The 17,816-nt window shown below is 37.3% G+C and carries 13 protein-coding genes; 10 read left to right on the top strand and 3 right to left on the bottom strand.

The genetic code is table 11. The annotated features are described in order from the left end of the window. Positions 1-458: 458 nt before the first annotated feature. On the bottom strand, positions 459-1,868 hold the full coding sequence (locus tag AC106K_RS10385; RefSeq protein WP_482445104.1) for a hypothetical protein: 1,410 nt from the start codon (positions 1,866-1,868) through the stop codon (positions 459-461). A gap of 40 nt (positions 1,869-1,908) precedes the next feature. After that, positions 1,909-4,698 carry a TonB-dependent receptor domain-containing protein gene (locus tag AC106K_RS10380; RefSeq protein ID WP_482445103.1) on the bottom strand — a complete coding sequence of 930 codons (2,790 nt, stop codon included), beginning with the start codon at positions 4,696-4,698 and terminating at the stop codon, positions 1,909-1,911. 324 nt (positions 4,699-5,022) lie between these two features. Between AC106K_RS10380 and AC106K_RS10375 the strand changes: the two genes are divergently transcribed. From AC106K_RS10375 to AC106K_RS10335, 9 genes are all read left to right on the top strand, one after another. Further along, complete coding sequence (locus AC106K_RS10375; RefSeq protein ID WP_482445101.1) at positions 5,023-5,697, top strand: response regulator; 675 nt, start codon at positions 5,023-5,025, stop codon at positions 5,695-5,697. A gap of 49 nt (positions 5,698-5,746) precedes the next feature. Then, positions 5,747-6,778 carry a sensor histidine kinase gene (locus AC106K_RS10370; RefSeq protein ID WP_482445099.1) on the top strand — a complete coding sequence of 344 codons (1,032 nt, stop codon included), beginning with the start codon at positions 5,747-5,749 and terminating at the stop codon, positions 6,776-6,778. A 134-nt stretch (positions 6,779-6,912) separates the two neighbouring features. Then, the gene (locus tag AC106K_RS10365; protein ID WP_482445098.1) at positions 6,913-7,509 is read left to right on the top strand and encodes an IS1096 element passenger TnpR family protein; all 597 of its coding nucleotides are present in this window, start codon (positions 6,913-6,915) and stop codon (positions 7,507-7,509) included. 405 nt (positions 7,510-7,914) lie between these two features. Continuing rightward, entirely contained in the window at positions 7,915-9,264 is a 1,350-nt protein-coding gene (locus AC106K_RS10360; protein ID WP_482445096.1) for an alpha-amylase family glycosyl hydrolase, read from the top strand. Positions 9,265-9,415: 151 nt separating this feature from the next. Beyond that, the gene (locus AC106K_RS10355) at positions 9,416-9,856 is read left to right on the top strand and encodes a hypothetical protein (protein ID WP_482445094.1); all 441 of its coding nucleotides are present in this window, start codon (positions 9,416-9,418) and stop codon (positions 9,854-9,856) included. 137 nt (positions 9,857-9,993) lie between these two features. Further along, the gene (locus tag AC106K_RS10350; protein ID WP_482445092.1) at positions 9,994-10,788 is read left to right on the top strand and encodes a thymidylate synthase; all 795 of its coding nucleotides are present in this window, start codon (positions 9,994-9,996) and stop codon (positions 10,786-10,788) included. A gap of 96 nt (positions 10,789-10,884) precedes the next feature. Then, complete coding sequence (locus AC106K_RS10345; RefSeq protein ID WP_482445090.1) at positions 10,885-12,324, top strand: hypothetical protein; 1,440 nt, start codon at positions 10,885-10,887, stop codon at positions 12,322-12,324. 163 nt (positions 12,325-12,487) lie between these two features. Further along, positions 12,488-12,706, top strand: coding sequence for a hypothetical protein (locus tag AC106K_RS10340; RefSeq protein ID WP_047096200.1), 219 nt, complete (start codon positions 12,488-12,490; stop codon positions 12,704-12,706). A 23-nt stretch (positions 12,707-12,729) separates the two neighbouring features. Beyond that, the gene (locus AC106K_RS10335; RefSeq protein WP_482445088.1) at positions 12,730-15,240 is read left to right on the top strand and encodes a M1 family metallopeptidase; all 2,511 of its coding nucleotides are present in this window, start codon (positions 12,730-12,732) and stop codon (positions 15,238-15,240) included. 80 nt (positions 15,241-15,320) lie between these two features. On the opposite strand, the gene AC106K_RS10330 is transcribed toward AC106K_RS10335, so the two are convergent. Next, positions 15,321-15,818 (bottom strand): hypothetical protein, encoded by a 498-nt coding sequence (locus tag AC106K_RS10330; RefSeq protein ID WP_482445086.1) that lies wholly within the window; start codon positions 15,816-15,818, stop codon positions 15,321-15,323. A gap of 123 nt (positions 15,819-15,941) precedes the next feature. Here AC106K_RS10330 and AC106K_RS10325 point away from each other — a divergent pair, with 123 nt between their 5' ends. Beyond that, complete coding sequence (locus tag AC106K_RS10325) at positions 15,942-17,270, top strand: hydroxymethylglutaryl-CoA synthase family protein (protein ID WP_482445084.1); 1,329 nt, start codon at positions 15,942-15,944, stop codon at positions 17,268-17,270. Positions 17,271-17,816 lie beyond the last annotated feature (546 nt).

Genomic DNA, 17,816 nt, shown 5'->3' with positions numbered 1-17,816 from the left:
ACACTTGTTTTTTGTAACTGCCATCGGTTTTCCGGTGGCTTTTTCTGTTTATTGAAACACAAATGTCACAAATGCTTTCACGAATGACACTATTATTAGGGGAGAGTACAGCTACCCGTAAAGGAAAAGAATGCTGTGTATTATTAAACCACAATATATTCTATTCTTTTTATTACCAATTTTCGTTATCAATAGGGGCGGGCTTTAGCCCGCCTTAATAAATGAGCCATCTTCCATTGGCTTTAGCCAAAACCTAAAAATGGTAAGATAAGCATGACAATACAACCCACATTTTTATAACCGGAAAAAGAATTTACCTAATCCATATTAACATCTATTCACATTGAAAATCCCGGAACTCCGTAAAAAACTCATTACTATATAAAAAAAGCCTTCGGAAAATATCTCCGAAGGCTTTTGATTTGAAATGAAATCTAACTACTATATTTATATAAATCTTATAAATTGAAGTTGGTCCATCCTGCATACCATGTATCATTAGCATCTTTTACAGCACCTCTGTAAGTCACTTGTGTAAACCAGCTCGTTAATTTAGGGTTAGTAAACACTCCACCTGTTAACAATGGAGAACCTGCAGAAGGAGTAAAGTTTGGAGTTGTTCCTGCAGGAGCCCAGGCACCGGCAAGTTTTACATCTGCTGTAGAAGCAAGGATCGTATTTCCTTTAGCATTATACCATGTCGTAAGATCATTTAATGTATAAGTTGTTGGAGTAGACGTAGAAGGCCCGAATTTCAGAGGAGTTGTAGTTCCTGCTAAAATATTGTTTTCAAAGAATAGTTTGTTACCAACGATGTTGTTGTCTGTTGGAACCCCTTTAGTTGCATCAATGAATAAACCAACCGGAAATCCTGTGAATACAGAGTTGAATACAGAGATTGAAGAGTTTCTTCTGATCTGTAAAGCATTCTGGAACAATTGGTTGATTGATCCTGGAGCTGAAGAGTTGATTGGCCCAATGATGGTCATATTTGAGAATGTAGCTGATGTCTGAGGCGTTAAAGAAGAACCGTTCGCGTCATTATCAGATTCAAAAGCGTTAGAACCGGAAACGTCAGCTACCTGAGGATCTCTTACAGCAATACCAAACTGGATATTTCCTGAGAAACCGTTATCCGTATCAAAATCATCATCAAGACCTTTGTAAGAGATAAGGTGAGAACAGTTTACCGTTCCTCCGAACCATTCAAAGCTGTCATCGTTTGCATAAGCAACCTCTACATAATCTACAGTAGTACCGTTACCTACACCTCCGAAGGTAAGACCGTTGATCTCTTTATCCGGTAAGAAAGCGTATCCTGCGTACTCAATTCTTACATATTTTAAAACACCACTGTTGTCAGCAGCATTATTTCCTCCGTAAAGTCCAAGACCTTCAGAGTTGTTGATTCCTCCTTCAATTTCTCCAACTCCGTTTTGTCCACCGAAAGATGCATTGGTAGGAGCATTTCCTAAAATTACAACACCTGCCCAGTCACCTCTTTTCGGACTTGGTTTCTCAGAAGTGAAGATAATAGGGTTGGCAGCAGTTCCTTCTGCCATGATTTTACTACCCTTGGTAATAATCAGAGCCCCGTTTTTATCGGCTTCACCTACAATTTTAGTACCTGGCTCGATGGTTAAAGTAGCTCCGTTAGTTACATATACTAATCCTCTCAGCTTATATACTTTGTTAGCTTTAAGGGTAAGATTTGAAGTGATTTTTCCTGAAAGAATAAGGTTTTCAGTTTCTCCGTTTCCGTTACCTCCACCTTGAATGATGGTTGGGCCATCTTCTTCTATATTTCTACAAGCGGTAGTTGATACTAGAGCGCCAAGCATTAAAGAATATAAAACGAACTTTTTCATGTTATAAAGAATTAAATTATTTTTATTAGATTATTGATTATTAAAAATTGTATCCCAGTGTTAAACTGATATTGGTTCCTGTAAGTCTTTCAATCGCAAGAGCATCTTTCTTGTCGTATTTTCCGTTATCGTTCAGGTCATGGTAGAATTTAGCACGACGGTTCAGAATATCCGAAACATTCAGCTTGATCTCTCCCTTGTTGTTCCATAGTTTTTTAGCAACCTGGAAATCCAGAAGAGGTCTTGGTGCTTCCCAGATTGGAGGTACCTGATCGTTTCCTACATAAAGGATTCTTCTTCCGATCATATTGAAAAGTACCGTAGAAGACCATCCTGATTTTTCAGTGTCATACTGAAGACTTAGATTGACTGTGTAAGGAGACTGTCCCTGCATTGGTCTGTCAATTTTAGTCGCTTCATCCGTTACTCTGTTCCAGATTCTGGCAACGTTTCCACCTAATGTAAAGTTTTTAAGTGCAGAAACGAAGTCAAGTTTCTTTCTGAATTCAGCCTCAATTCCGTAAGCGTCAGCTTTATCTACATTCAGGTAGTTGAAAGTGTTACTTGTTCCTACCCCGGATTGGTTGAAGTATAATTCGATTGGTTTTTTGAAGTTCTTATAGAAACCTGCCACGGAGAAGATCTCCCCGTTTCTTGGGTAGAATTCCCAACGAAGATCGACATTCGTAATTTTTGTTCTCTCAATAGATTTGTTACCTATTACTGTAGCCCCTAAATCAAAATCATAATATGCTAAAGGAGAAACCTCTCTGAACTCCGGTCTTACAACCGTCTGTGAAGCGGCAACACGGATATTCATTTTAGGATCCAGCTTAAAGGTTAAGTTCACAGCAGGTAAAAAGTCAGTAACCTTTGTGTTCACAAAACGGTCATCACTTCTTTTTGTACTTCCTACCAATTGGTCAAAGTTTTCAACCCTTAGTCCCCAGATGGCTCTTAGCCAAGGAGTAAAGTTGTTGTCAAACTGAATATAACCGGCATTAAGGATTGTATTCGCAATATATCGGTATTGGTTTCCTGCAATTTCATCAAAGGTAAACTTACCGTCAGTTCCGAAGTTTCCAGGATTGAAGATCGTTTCAAAAGGTTGAGAAAGAAGACCTTCATTGGATTTCTCAAGTCTTACAGAGAAAGGTCTTGAGTTATATATTCTGTCTTTTACCTGAAACAAATATCCTCCTTTGATCGTTTGTTTTTGACCAAATAGCGTAAAAGATTTAGAAATATCCCCACCTGCATTATATAAATAATCGCTCAGAGTAGAGTAGAAGACACTTCCTGACTTCTGAGAAAGTCCGTTGGAAATCAAAGCCAGATAAGGGCTTCCCGGAAGGTTTGTATATTGGTTATACTGTAAACGTTGCAATAAAGGAATATATTGGTCAAGGATCCCGAAACTTCCGTACCAGTTCACCGTAAATCCGCCAAGAGCGTCTATTTTGTGAGTACCGGTAAGGGTAGAGTTATAGAAAGTAGTTTCTTTAAATCCTATCTCCCTTGCCATAATATTGGTTCCGTTGATCGGATCAAATTCAAAGTCCTTTCCTGTTCTGAAGGACATGTGGTTCACCGTATTATTGGTAATGATATTCTTTAAGGAAATTTTGTTGTTGTTATTGAACTTTAAAGAAAGATTCAACATTCCTCCCAGAACTATATCATTGCTGTATTTTTCTGTAAAATAATCAAAGTTGGTATCAGCAAGCTGATCATTGATGGTAAAGAAGCGGTTGGTAGATTCAGTTCTTCTTTTGTTATTACTGTAGTTTAATACAGCAATTACGCCTAAATCTTTTCCGAAAAGTTTGGTGTTGAAACCTCCGTCAAGCTGTAAGCTAAGGTTTTCAGGATACCCGATGCTGTTGTAGCCAAGATTCTTTGTATATCCTTTACCAATATCTGTTTTCTGACCTTCACTCAAAATACTGAATGCATTTTTTGCAGGCATATTGGTAGGAAGCTTTCTGTATCCGTCATCAATTCCTAAAAAGTCCCACTTTCCACCTTTCTGGATGAAAAATTCCTGACCCATAGTCGCTGTATTTCCTCCTACACCTACCTGTACATTGAAGAAGTCTTTATTAGGAATATCTTTAGTATTTACCTGGATCAATCCACCTCCCCATTCACCTGTGTATTCAGGGATAAAGGTTTTATTGATGACAAGAGTTTCGATAACGTTGGCAGGAAAAAGGTCAAAAGAGAAAGTCTTTCTGTCAGGCTCCGTACTGGATAGCTGAATACCGTTCAGCATAGCCTGGTTATAACGGTCAGACAAACCTCTTACCACAATATATTTCCCTTCAGATAAACTCACCCCGGAAACTCTTTTCAGAACCTCACCGGTGTTTCTGTCCGGACTTCTTTTGATGGCTTCAACCCCGATAACCTGAGAGACTACCCCTGCATTCTTCTGCAAACCGATGGTAGAGGCTATGGTTTCTTTTCTTGCATTCGATTTGATGACAACTCCCTCAATTTCCTTTTCTTTGGTAGATGGCTTGTCCAACACGATGTCAAGGTGAGTATTACCTTCATTTTTGATGATAACCTCACTGATCTCTTTTCTGTTGTATCCATTGGAACTTACTGTTACAACATAGTTAGCACCTGGTGAGAGGTTGATAGAGTAGTATCCGGAAATGTCAGTCATTACTTCCTGATCATTTACTTTTACCTTTACACCTTGTATAGGAGTGTTGTCTTTCTCGTCCAATACCCTACCTTCCAGAATCTGACTTTGTGCAAAAGCATAGCCAGCAGAAAACAAGGCAAGTAGCACAATGCTCTTGTGGAGTTGTTTTTTCATTTTACTTCTTTTACTTCTTTTTCAAGGGCAAAATAAAGGCTAAGTTTTTAAGAAAACTTTAGGAGAATTTTAATTAATTGTGAAGTTTATATTAATAGATAACTCTAATTTTTCGTTGTTGAAATGTGTTTTTTTTGTTTATATTTTTTTTGTTTATTTTAGATATTGTTTTGTATCTTTGGTGTATATGTATTTATTTGTCGATTTTTTTATCGATTTTTAAATTTAAAATAAGAATTAAGTTTTTTAATAATTAGTTAACATAACATAAATAAGGAAGACCAATGAAAATACCTATTTTTGTGGGAATTCTTAAACTAGAAGATGAGCAAAAAAATTCTTTTAATAGACGATGAACTGGACATTTTAGAGATTCTGTCTTACAATTTAGAAAAAGAAGGTTATGAGATCTATACAGCCACCAATGGGAATGAAGGTATAGATAAAGCAAAGGAAATCGTTCCGGACCTTATCCTTCTAGATGTAATGATGCCTGAGAAAGATGGCATTGAAACCTGTCAGGAACTTCGTAAAGTGAAAGAACTTCAAAAAACACTTATTGTTTTCCTTTCCGCAAGAAGCGAAGAATTTTCCCAGTTGGCCGGCTTTCAGGCAGGTGCCAATGATTATATCGTAAAACTGATCAAACCGAAAATTCTGATCTCCAAAGTAAATGCATTACTGCAGCTTACTTCTCAGGTTTCTGACAATGCCAAACTGATCGAAATCGGTGACCTTGTTATTGATAAAGATAATTTCCGAGTTTCCAAAAGCGGACAGCAGTTTCTGCTTCCCAAAAAAGAATTCGACTTACTTTACCTTTTGGCTTCCAATACTGAAAAAGTTTTTAAAAGAGAAGAAATTCTAGAAAAAGTATGGGGTAACGATGTGATTGTGGGTGAGAGAACCATCGATGTTCACATCAGAAGATTAAGAGAAAAATTGGGAATCAATACCATTCAGACATTAAAAGGGATTGGTTATAAACTGATTGTCTAATCATTTAAAAAATCCTAACTTTACGTTTAATCCTTAAAACGGTGTAAAATTGAAATTTTACAGACTTACCCTCGTTGCCTCTTGTCTCTTGACATTGGTAATGCTTTTTCTGGTGGTCGTTTTCGACTCACTGAAAGATATATATTACGAGACCCCTTTGTTCAAAACGGGTCTCTTGATTTGTATAGTCCTGATCTTCATCATCAATTGCGTAGTCCTGGAACTTCTGTTCAATTACTATGGAAGAAAACAGGTGAAAGGACTTTCAGGCATTCTTCCCCAGGAGATTGTTCATGATCACGATGAAAATATCACCATCAAAGAACTTGGAGAAAGATTCTCTGACCTGAATCAGCAGAAAGCCACAGAAATTGATACGATGAAGGAAATGGAAAGCTACCGTAAAGAATATATCGGAAACGTTTCCCATGAGCTGAAAACTCCTCTGTTTTCTATCCAGGGCTATGTAGAAACCCTGAGAGACGGAGGCGTAGACAACCTTACCATCCGCGACAAATACCTTGAGAGAATTGATATATCTGTGGAGAGACTTATCGCTATTGTGAAGGATCTTGATATGATCAATAGACTCGAAGCCGGAGAAATCAATCTTACCGTTTCCAAATTCGATGTCAATCTTCTGATCAAAGAAATTTTTGACCTCCTTGATCTTGAAGCGGAAAAACGTAATACTACATTACAGATCCAGACGCTTCACCCACAGATTTTTGTAGAAGCTGATAAACAGAAAATTTCACAGGTGTTCATCAATCTTATTTCCAACGCCATCCACTATGCCAACAGACAGGAGGCAAAAGTGATTGTAAAGACCAGTATTCTTAAAAATAAAGTACTCATTGAAGTCATAGACAACGGAATGGGAATCAAATCTGAAATTCTGCCAAGAATCTTTGAAAGATTCTACAGAGTGGAAACCAGCAGAAGCAGAAGAGAAGGCGGTTCCGGGTTGGGATTGGCGATTGTAAAGCACATCCTTGAAGCTCACAACGAAAACATTACCGTAGAAAGTGTCTATCTTGAAGGGACGAAATTCAGTTTTATGCTCGAAAAAAGTAAATAATTCCGGCAAAATGTAAGAAAAAAAAATATTTTAAAAAATCCTGAAATATTTTTTTGTCACATGTCATTTATTATATATTTGCAACAGAGATTTATCATAATTATAAAGGCAAAAAAGTAATTTAAGAAACTGATATGGTTTACAAAATCCGCGTAATATTAGATGCGAAAGAGGATATTTTCCGTGATATTGAAGTAAAGGGAAAGCAATCGTTATGGAACTTACATTTAGGAATTAAAAGTGCATTCAATCTGCAGGGCGAAGAGCTTTCTACTTTTAATCTGTTAGAAAATGACGGAACGATCGTAAAGAGTGTCCCATTGGAAGATATGAGTGATGACGGCGATGGTGAGATTATGTCAGACGTTTACATTGATGAGGCTTTTGAAAATGTAGGGGACAAAGCCCAATTCCAGTATGGACTTCTTGATCTTTGGGAGTTTTTCTGTGAGCTTGTTGAAATAATCGACGAAAAGAAAGGAGTGAACTATCCGATTACGGTATACAGATTCGGAAACGTTCCTTTGAAAGCCCCTAGCAAAAACGGAAGTGCAGGAGGAAGCAAAAAGAAATCAGCAATGCCTCTGTTAGATGAAGAATTTGGTTTTGAAGATGACTTTGGCGGTGGCGGAAACTTCTCAGACGAGGACGACAGCTTCGACGATGAGGAAGAAGAAGACTACAATGACGATGTCTTTGATGATGAGGATGACAATGATGATGAAAGATAGTCAATAAAATATATCAGCCCTGGGTTTTTATCCGGGGCTTTTTTATTGGAAAGGCTGGAGCAAATATTGAGGGAGAAAGGTTAAAAGGCAAAAGGGCAAAAAGGCTGAGGAGGCAAAGATGGCTAAGAGAGCTGATAAAGCAAAGAAGGCGAAGAAAGCTAATTGGTAAATCAGATAATTATCTTTCTTAGCTACCTCAGCTTCCCTGAATCTATTTACCCTATGATTCTTCCCTGCTCTCTTTACTTTCTAGGTTTTCCCTAGTCTCTTTGCCTTCTCAGCCTCCTTCGCCCTCTTCGCTGCCTCAGCTTTCTCCGCTTCCTTCGCCTTTTCACCTTTCCTCTTTTTCGCCCCTTTCCCTTTCCCCCTGAAAAAACAATCCTTACTTTTGTTAAAAATAGATTAATGAAAAAATTAATTTTATTAGCTGTAATTGGTCTGGGAATTGTTTCCTGTACCACTCAAAAAAATACAAGGAAGATGACAGAATTGCCAAAAGAATGGAAACATATCACCAATATCTATGAAGTAAATATCAGACAATATACTCAGGAAGGAACTTTCAAAGCATTTGCCAAAGAAATGCCCCGCCTGAAATCTATGGGAGTAAGAACCCTTTGGTTTATGCCGATTACCCCAATTGCCCAGCAGAATAAAAAAGGAAGTCTGGGAAGCCCATATGCTGCGGCAGATTATACCTCCATCAATCCGGAATTTGGGACGTTGCAGGATTTTAAAGATATGGTGAATGAAGCGCACAGACTGGGATTCAAAGTAATCATTGACTGGGTAGCCAATCATACCGGTTGGGATCATGTATGGACGAAAACTCATCCTGAATTTTATTTAAAAGATCCGGATGGTAAATTCCATATTGCTTCAGGGATGGATGATATTATCGAACTTGATTATAAAAATCAGGAAATGCGCCAGGCAATGATTGACGCGATGAAGTTCTGGGTACAGGAAACGGATATCGATGGGTTCAGATGCGACCTTGCTTCATGGGTAGAAGTCGACTTCTGGCAGCAGGCCCGCCCGGAAGTGGAAAAACTAAAACCTCTCTTCTGGCTGGGTGAATTTGACGAACTGGAAAGTCCTGAATACGGGAAAGTTTTTGATGCAAGCTATTCCTGGAAATGGATGCACAAATCAGCAGATTATTACAAGAAAAATGAACCGCTGCAGGAATTGAAAGACCTGTTGGTGCAATATTCCAATATCGGAGATGCTTCAATGAGAGCCTGGTTTACCTCCAATCATGATGAAAACTCGTGGAACGGAACAGAATATGAAAAATATGGCGTGATTACAAAACCTATGGCTGTATTTTCCGCAACATGGAATGGTGTCCCATTATTGTATTCCGGCCAGGAACTTCCGAATATGAAAAGACTGGAATTCTTTGAAAAAGATGTGATCAAATGGACCAATACCTATCAGGTAGCGGATTTTTATAAAACACTATTGGATCTTAAAGCTTCCAATCCGGCTTTAAGAGGCGGTGATCCTAATGTAACGACCTATCTTCTGAATACAACAGCCAATGATAAAATTTTGGCCTACGTTAGAAAGAACGGGAAAGACGAAGTACTGGTCGTTTTAAATATGTCAAAAGATCCGGTTGACTTTACCATAGAGGACGAGCATTTATCAGGAGCATTCAGAAATGTTTTTGATAAAACCAAAAGAGACTTCAATACCGGAAAAGACTTTAGCTTCAAAGTTTCAGACTATGCCGTATTTGAAAAATGAAAAGTAAAGCCCTTACAGTTCTGGCTTAAGCTCTAAGATCTTAACCGTCGGCTTTTAAAAGGTACTGTATTCCCCTCCGGCGGAGGGGTGTCAAAATCAAAGATTTTGACGGGGTGGTCTGCCACCCACCATGAAAAAAAACAATATTACAATGAACAAACAGGAAATATTAAATATTGTCAACACAAAAATCACCGACAAGATCCGGTATTTTGAAAATCTCATTGCCGAAACACGCGCGTCCAATAACGATACGAAAAGCTCTATGGGAGACAAATATGAGACGGGCCGTGAAATGCTTCAGCAGGAAATCAATAATCTGCAGAGACAGCTTAATGAAACACTCAATCAGCAGGCTGTTCTACAAAAAATAAATGCCGATCCTTCAGAAAAAGTACAGAACGGAGCATTGGTAAAAACCAATAAAGGGCTGTTCTATATTTCTGCATCATTAGGAGAAATTGTTTCTGAAAAAGAAAAGATCATGACCGTTTCAGCAGAATCACCACTGGTAAAGATGATGTATGGTAAAAAGACAGGCGAATCATTCACCATCAATACTGTTCATCAGCATATTGAAAATATCTGGTAAAAAATATCATAGCGCTATAAAGCAGATATACAGTTGCTTAATAGAATCTGGATATGGCATCCATAAAAAGCATTCATAAAAATGAGTGCTTTTTTTGATCGTTTTTACTAAATTTGGGGCATAAAATTCTTTTCAAAATGCAAAATTACCTGGACCTTTTACAACATATTCTGGATAACGGAACTGATAAAACCGACAGAACCGGTACCGGAACGAGAAGTGTATTCGGCTATCAGCTGAGATATGATCTGTCAAAAGGTTTTCCACTGGTAACGACCAAAAAAGTGCATTTGAAATCCATTATTTATGAATTGCTTTGGTTTCTGAAAGGCGATACCAATATTAAATATCTTAAGGATAACGGAGTAAGCATCTGGGATGAATGGGCTGATGAAAACGGAGACCTGGGACCAGTTTATGGTGCACAGTGGAGAAGCTGGCACGGAGCAGATGGTAAGGTGGTAGATCAGATCACTGATGTGATTGATCAGATCAAAAAAAATCCTGATTCCAGAAGGTTGATTGTCTCTGCATGGAACGTGGCAGAAATTCCTAACATGGCATTGGCACCTTGCCACGCACTATTCCAGTTTTATGTAGCAGACGGAAAACTGTCTCTACAGCTGTATCAGAGAAGTGCAGATGTTTTTCTGGGAGTCCCTTTCAATATTGCGAGCTATGCGTTACTGCTGATGATGGTAGCACAGGTTTGCGATCTGGAAGTAGGAGACTATGTTCACAGTTTCGGGGATGTTCATATCTATAATAATCACTTTGAACAGGTAAACAGACAGCTTTCAAGGGAAACAAGACCTTTGCCTGTGATGAAACTGAATCCGGAGGTTAAAGATATTTTTGATTTTGATTTCGAAGATTTTACCTTAGAAAACTATGATCCACATCCGGGGATTAAAGCTCCCGTAGCGATTTAATTTTGCACCCTATATTGATAACACCTTTTTTTATTGGTATAAATCTATTATTTTTGATACCTGTGGGAATCACATTCACAAGTTTTGAAAAATAATATGGAGAAAAAGCAGAACAATAATTATCTGGTATTTTTAAATATCCTGATCGTTGTTTACAGTCTTTATATCAGTCTGTCTGTTTTTAAAGAAAAAGCCGTCGTTACAGATGATCTGGCAGGTGTTTATGCGTTACGAGTGATTCCTGATTCCTATTTCAGTTATATTTATTCTTTTCTGGATTCTACGATAATGGCAGCGAGGCCGGTATCCGGTATCATCACCGGTACTTTATCTTTCCTGTCGAAGAATAATGAATCTGCCTATCTTTTAGGAACCCTCTTTTTTCCGCTTTCATTAATAGCGGTATATTGGGTGGGACGAAAGATGCTCTCAAAAGAACTGGCCAGTCTTATTACTTTGCTGTATTGCTGCTCCATCATAGGAACAAGTATTCAGTTTACTTCCATCATGCTCAATTCGAATCTGGCCACCATTTTCTTTGTATTGAGTATCTATTATGTTTATGTCCGGAAAAAGATCATGGTAAGTGCGCTGCTTTTTATTGCTTCAGTATTGAGCTATGAAATATTCCTTCCTTTAGTACTTCTTCCTCTTTTTCTTATCAAAGAAAATAAGAAAAGAGTCTTATTTGCGCTGCTTACGCTGGGGGTCATTATTACCTTCAGAAAGGTGATTCAGCCCTATATATTCGTGAACTCTTACCAGAGAGACGAGGTAGGAAGAATCTTTGAATTGAAAAGAGTAATGCTTGTTGTCATATTTTCCGTGAAGCTTTTTGTTAAAGATCTTTTTGTAGGAATTTATAAAGGTTTGCTGAATATCAGAAATATGAATATTCCGGAGTGGGTGCTATCAGTCGTGATTCCTTTCGTTGTGTATAAAGCATTTAGTAATTATGATTTTAAAAGTAAATCAGAATATTTTAAAAAACTGGGGATGATTTCTTTTGCTGCGATACTGGTAGGCCTGAGTATTTTCCTTTTTTCATCCTATATTCCCACGCTTTTTGGGTTCAATAACAGAAACCTTGGAGCCATACGGCTTTTTTATACCTTGCTGATTATTTCGGGAGTTATTTATTTCTCTGTGAAACTGAATGCGCAGAGCAGAATGATCAGCGTTTTTTTTGCCGTAATAGCCTTCCTTTTGGTGGTGACCAATCTCAGGGTGAAAGATTCATGGATCTATGCAAGCCATTTTAATAATGAACTATTCATTAAATTGAATAAAGCAATCAGGGATAATCATATTGAGGGTGGAGATATTTGTCTGGAATATGATGTGTTTCATGAACTGAAAACGAATCCTAATCTTACCTTCAGAGAACCTCTTTTTTATGATGACTGGGAAAGTTCGATGCTTTGCGAAATAAATGGCATTGATCCTAAAAAATTCAAGGTTCACAATATGGATAACAAAAACGATTGTGAGGTGAAGTTTCAGTATAAAAACGGGAAGATGTTCCGTATAAAATAACCGGAAAACCGGATTATTTACATTATTCCCACATAAAAGCCCTAAGTAGGCTCTTCTTTAGTATTTGTTTCTTAAATTTGAAAGACATTCCTTTCCCTGTTCTTATCCTTAGAAAAGGGAAGGAGAACTATAACTTAAAGTCAAATTTTGATCACAAAAAGTCATGAAGTATTTAAAAATTAATATTGAAGAGAAAGCAGATATTGAAGTCTTAAAAAATATTGTTCTTCAATTGAAAGGAGTGGTTTCAGCAGAAATCATAGATGACGAAAATCCGGAGAGTGAACTGAAAAAAGCTTTTGCCAAAACAAAAGAGCAGCTGAAAACCGGAGATTACGAGACACTGGTAAATGACATTTTTGACATTATAATAAAAAAATAAATCTAAAATAATAAAGTAGACCGATGAGAAAGGCCATTTTATCAATTGCGATATTGGGAATCTTATGTTCCGCCCAGGTATCAGCACAGACAGAAACTTCAGGAAGAGAAAAAGTTTACAGAGCAACTCACACCAAGACAACAGAGCTAAAGCATACCAAGCTTAAAGTAAACTTCGATTATCAGAAAGAACAGATGAACGGAGAAGAATGGCTTACCGCTTCACCTTATTTCTATCCTACCAATGAGCTGACCCTGGATGCAAAAGCAATGCTGATTCATGAAGTAGCGCTTGATAATAACGGCAAAAAGTCTCCTTTAAAATACGAATACAAAAACGATATACTGAAAATAACCCTGGATAAAACGTACCAGAAAAATCAGGATTACACGGTATACATCAAATATACCTCCCGTCCTAATGAGGTAAAACAGGAGGGAAGTATGGCGATCAATGATGCCAAAGGACTTTATTTTATCAATGCACAGGGCACAGATCCTAATCTCCCTACACAGATATGGACCCAGGGAGAAACGGAATCATCTTCAGCATGGTTTCCTACGATTGATAAACCCAATCAAAAAACAACTCAGGAAATTTATATGACCGTTCCTGATAAATACGTTACCCTTTCCAATGGAGTATTAAAGAACTCTCAAAAAGAGTCCAACGGGCAGAGAACCGATCATTGGGTAATGGATAAAAGACATTCTACCTATCTTTTCTTTATGGGAGTAGGAGAATATGCTATTGTAAAAGACAAATGGAAGAATGTTCCGGTTGACTATTATATCGAGAAAGAATACGAACCTTATGCGAAGCAGATCTACGGTAATACTCCGGAGATGATTGATTTTTTCTCTAAAAAAATGAACTATGATTACCCTTGGGCGAAATATGCTCAGATTTCTGGTAGAAACTATGTGAGTGGTGCTATGGAAAATACCACAGCCACCCTTCATGGAAGTGATATTCTTCAGAAGCCGGGGCAGCTCATTGATGAAAACAAATGGGAAGATACTATTGCCCACGAATTGTTTCACCATTGGTTTGGAGATCTGGTGACTGCAGAAAGCTGGAGCAACCTTACCGTCAACGAATCTTTTGCCAACTATTCCGAATACCTTTGGAACGAATATAAGTATGGAAAAGATCAGGCAGACTATCATCTGATGAGTGATGTCAATATGTACCTCCACAATCCGGGTGACTTTAAGAAAAATCTGGTAAGATTCAATTATGATTCCCGTGAAGATGTTTTCGATCTGGTAACCTATCAGAAAGGAGGCGGAATTCTGAATATGCTGAGAAATTATCTGGGTGATGATGCATTCTTCGCCGGAATGAATGATTACCTGAAAACCAATGAATACCAAAATGCAGAAGCTCATCAGCTGAGACTGTCTTTTGAAAAAGTTTCAGGTAAAGATCTGAACTGGTTCTTCAATCAATGGTATTTCGGAAGCGGAAACCCGAAGATCAATTATTCTTCCGCCTTTGAACCGGTAAAGAAGCAGGTTACCGTGACCATCAATCAGACTCAGGAGCAGCCATTCGAATTTCCTTTGGCTATCGATGTCTATGATAATGGAAAACCTAAAAGATATAATGTCTGGGTGAATGCAGAAGCCAAGAATACGTTCAGTTTTGATGTTTCAAAAGCTCCTGATCTCCTGAACATCAATGCCGATGGAGTTTTGCTGGCTGATATAACGGACACAAAAACTCCTGAGCAGAATCTGATGCAGTTTACCAACTCCAAAGAATTTAAAAGCAGATATAATGCTTTAACAGGAATCAAAGATCAGGTGGGGAAAAATCCAGCTGCTATAAAATTATTGGCTGCAGCAATTAAAGATCCTTTCTTCAGGGTAAGAATAAAAGCTTTGGAACTAATGGATCTTAGCAATCCGGATCAGATGAAAGCTTTGGGAGCTGATGTTGAAAAATTAGCGGTAAATGATCCGAAAACATTGACTCAGGCTGCTGCTATCGCTGCTTTAACCAAAACAAAAGATAAAAAATACCTTCCGATTTATGAAAAAGGAGTCAATGCAGTTTCAAATGCAGTAAAAGCAAATTCTTTGAATGCACTTCTTACAATTGATCCGTCAAGAGTAAATACACTGGCTGATAAAATAGATCTGGACGGAGCTTCAGATGAATTGCTGGCTTTGTTCCTTCCGGTTGTTGTTAAAAATAAAGTAACCTCCCAAATGCAGTATATTGCTCCGCTTACCGTATTCTATCCATTTGTGAAATTCCAGAATCCGGAATTAGGGAAAACGGCAGAAGAAGGATACAACTGGATTATGAGTTCAGATAACTTAAAAGCAGTGGAAAGTATGATGAAGACATTAGGTTATGCCAAAAATCAGATGGGCAATAATCCACAGGCTAAAATGATGGTTGTTCAGACGCTGAAAGAAGGATTAAGCAAGAAAATGGAACTGCTGAAACAAAATCCACAAAATGCAGCAAGCATCAACAAGCAGATTGATGCTATCAACAAACAAATCGATAATTTTAAGTAAAAATAGCAAGAGAAAAGCCGGTACCTATTGCCGGCTTTTTTATTGGTGAATGTCTAGTTTTATGTAATGATCATCACTTATTAATCCGCATAGCTAACGATTATCGGTGTTTTTAAATTCAGAGACTCCTGAAGCAGATCTTTCATTTCATTGGCCTTATCAATGTAGTAGCTCATTTCATATGGAACATAATCATGAGCAACATGCAGCATAAAACCTGAAGAGTCACTGGAATAATTGTTGATGAGATCAATTAAACTACTCATATTGTCACCATATTTTTCGTCCATGTTTACCGTTTCCTTTTCCATAGCCGGAATAAGCTGAGTTGAGATAAACCGGATCACAGCTTCCATGTCATCAGTATTATAGTAGGCAGGTAAAGGTTCATCGTTGTCTAAACCTGAAGTATTCATATTATGATGTATCATATAGGATGTTTTCTTATCCAGAAGATAATTCAGTTTTTGGGTGAGTTCAAGATCAATGTCTTTTGCATAAAAGAATAAAACATTCATTTCATCCTGCCGGAAATAAGTATCTAAACTTCCTATTAAGTAATCAATTTCAAAGGCCATAATATTAGATCGTACTGTTGTACCGATTTTTAATTTGATTTTTAACAATAGTACAAAAATCAGTATTTTTTACGGGTGTTTTTTGCATAATCTTTCATAAATTCGTTTAAAATTTAAAAAATTATGAGTTTTGGAATTGAAGCGGCAAGCTATTACGTGCCTTCTTTGTATTTGGAAATTAAAGATTTAGCGGAAAAAAGAGGCATAGAACCGGCAAAATTGGAGAAGGGGCTAGGACTTCATAAAATGGGATTCCCTGATGTGCATGAAGATGCTGCTACCTTTGCAGCAGAAGCATTATTGAAACTGATTAAAGATTATGACATCAACCCTAAAGAAATTTCGAGAATTTATCTGGGAACGGAAAGTGCGTTGGATGCTGCAAAACCAACCGCTTCTTATGCCATGCAGATGGTTGAGAAAGTATTGGAAGCAGAATTCGGAGAAAGAGTTTTCAGAAACTGTGATGTGGTAGACATGACTTTTGCATGTATCGGGGCTGTAGATGCCCTTCACAATTCATTAGATTTCGTAAGGTCAAACCCTGATAAAAAAGCAGTGGTGATTGCCAGTGATTATGCAAAATATGAATTGGCCTCTTCAGGAGAATATACACAAGGTGGAGGCGCCGTTGCTGTTTTGGTATCTTCGAAACCTGATCTGATGGAAATTGAAAATAACTGGGGAGTCGCTACAGAAAGTGTTTTTGACTTTTTTAAGCCGAGACGTCATTATAAAAAAGAGGATCTTCTCAACGCTCCTGAGAATTTCCCGGACAGCATTGAAATTTTTACAGATGAACCTGTTTTTGACGGGCAGTATTCCAATCAGTGTTATCAGGACAGAATCAGAGAAGCATATCATCATTATAAAGAAATTACAGGAACCGATAAGCCTTATAAAGACTGGAAATATCTTATTTTCCATCTTCCTTATGCCTTTCACGGGAAAAGAGTCTTCACAGAAATCTACAGTTTGGAGAACGAACTTTCCTATGGAACTCTTGAAGAACAGAAGGCTGTTGCCAAATCTGAAGAATACATCCAGTTCATCAACGATAAAATTGAGAAATCTCAAAGAGCTTCTTCCGAAATAGGAAATATGTATACGGCTTCTATTTTTATGGCCCTGCTTTCTGCTCTTCAGACTTCTTTTAACGAAAATGAAGAATTATCCGGAACCGAAATAGGGTTTTTAGGATATGGAAGTGGTTCAAAATCAAAAGTTTTTGCCGGGAAGGTTTCCGCGAATTGGAAAAAAGTAGTGGAAAAATGGAATTTGTTTGAAAACCTGAAGAACCGTACCGCAGTAGATTTTAGCACTTATGAAAAACTTCATAGAAAACAGCTTACAGAATCCGTCAATACAGACTATAAAGGTTTTGGATTGGTCTCTGTAGAATCGGATAATCCTGTTTTGATGGGCGCCAGATATTACGCATTTCAAAAATAATATTCCGTACATAAAAAGTATAAAAAGCATTTCAAATTCTGAAATGCTTTATTTTTTTAACCTGATTGTAGTAAGAAGAAAAAAAGGATAAGCCTATGCTAAAATTTCACAAAACAGCTTTCGATGATCAGGTGATTTAAATCAATTATGTTAACAAATTTTTAATTTCAAATTCAAAATATAGCCTTTTAATAAAGCCTTCCTGTTTTTTATCAGGTTATTTTTAGCTTAAATTAAGAAAAACTACCCTTAATTTTCTCTTATTTTACTTGAAATTTTGTCTTAATTAGTTTTATTTTTTTCGCTTATATGCTTTATTGTGGTTTATTTTTTTTACTGTACTTAGAGAAATGAAGGATTTTGATTTTAATTTTAATTTTTGTTAAAATTCTCTTAATGTTTAAAATGCTTTGTTTTTTGCTAAAATTTTAAAAGTAATTGAATTATTTCTTTATTGTTTCTCCGAGATTGATGAGGATATTCCTGTTCTGGTAGGCGGTTTTAAGGCTTTAACAAATTGATGTTGTTGATATTTATTAACATATT

This window comes from Chryseobacterium sp. FR048 (genome assembly GCF_056844665.1).
The sequence above is the reverse complement of the archived record's forward strand: the minus strand, read 5'-3'. Positions and strand labels throughout refer to the sequence as shown.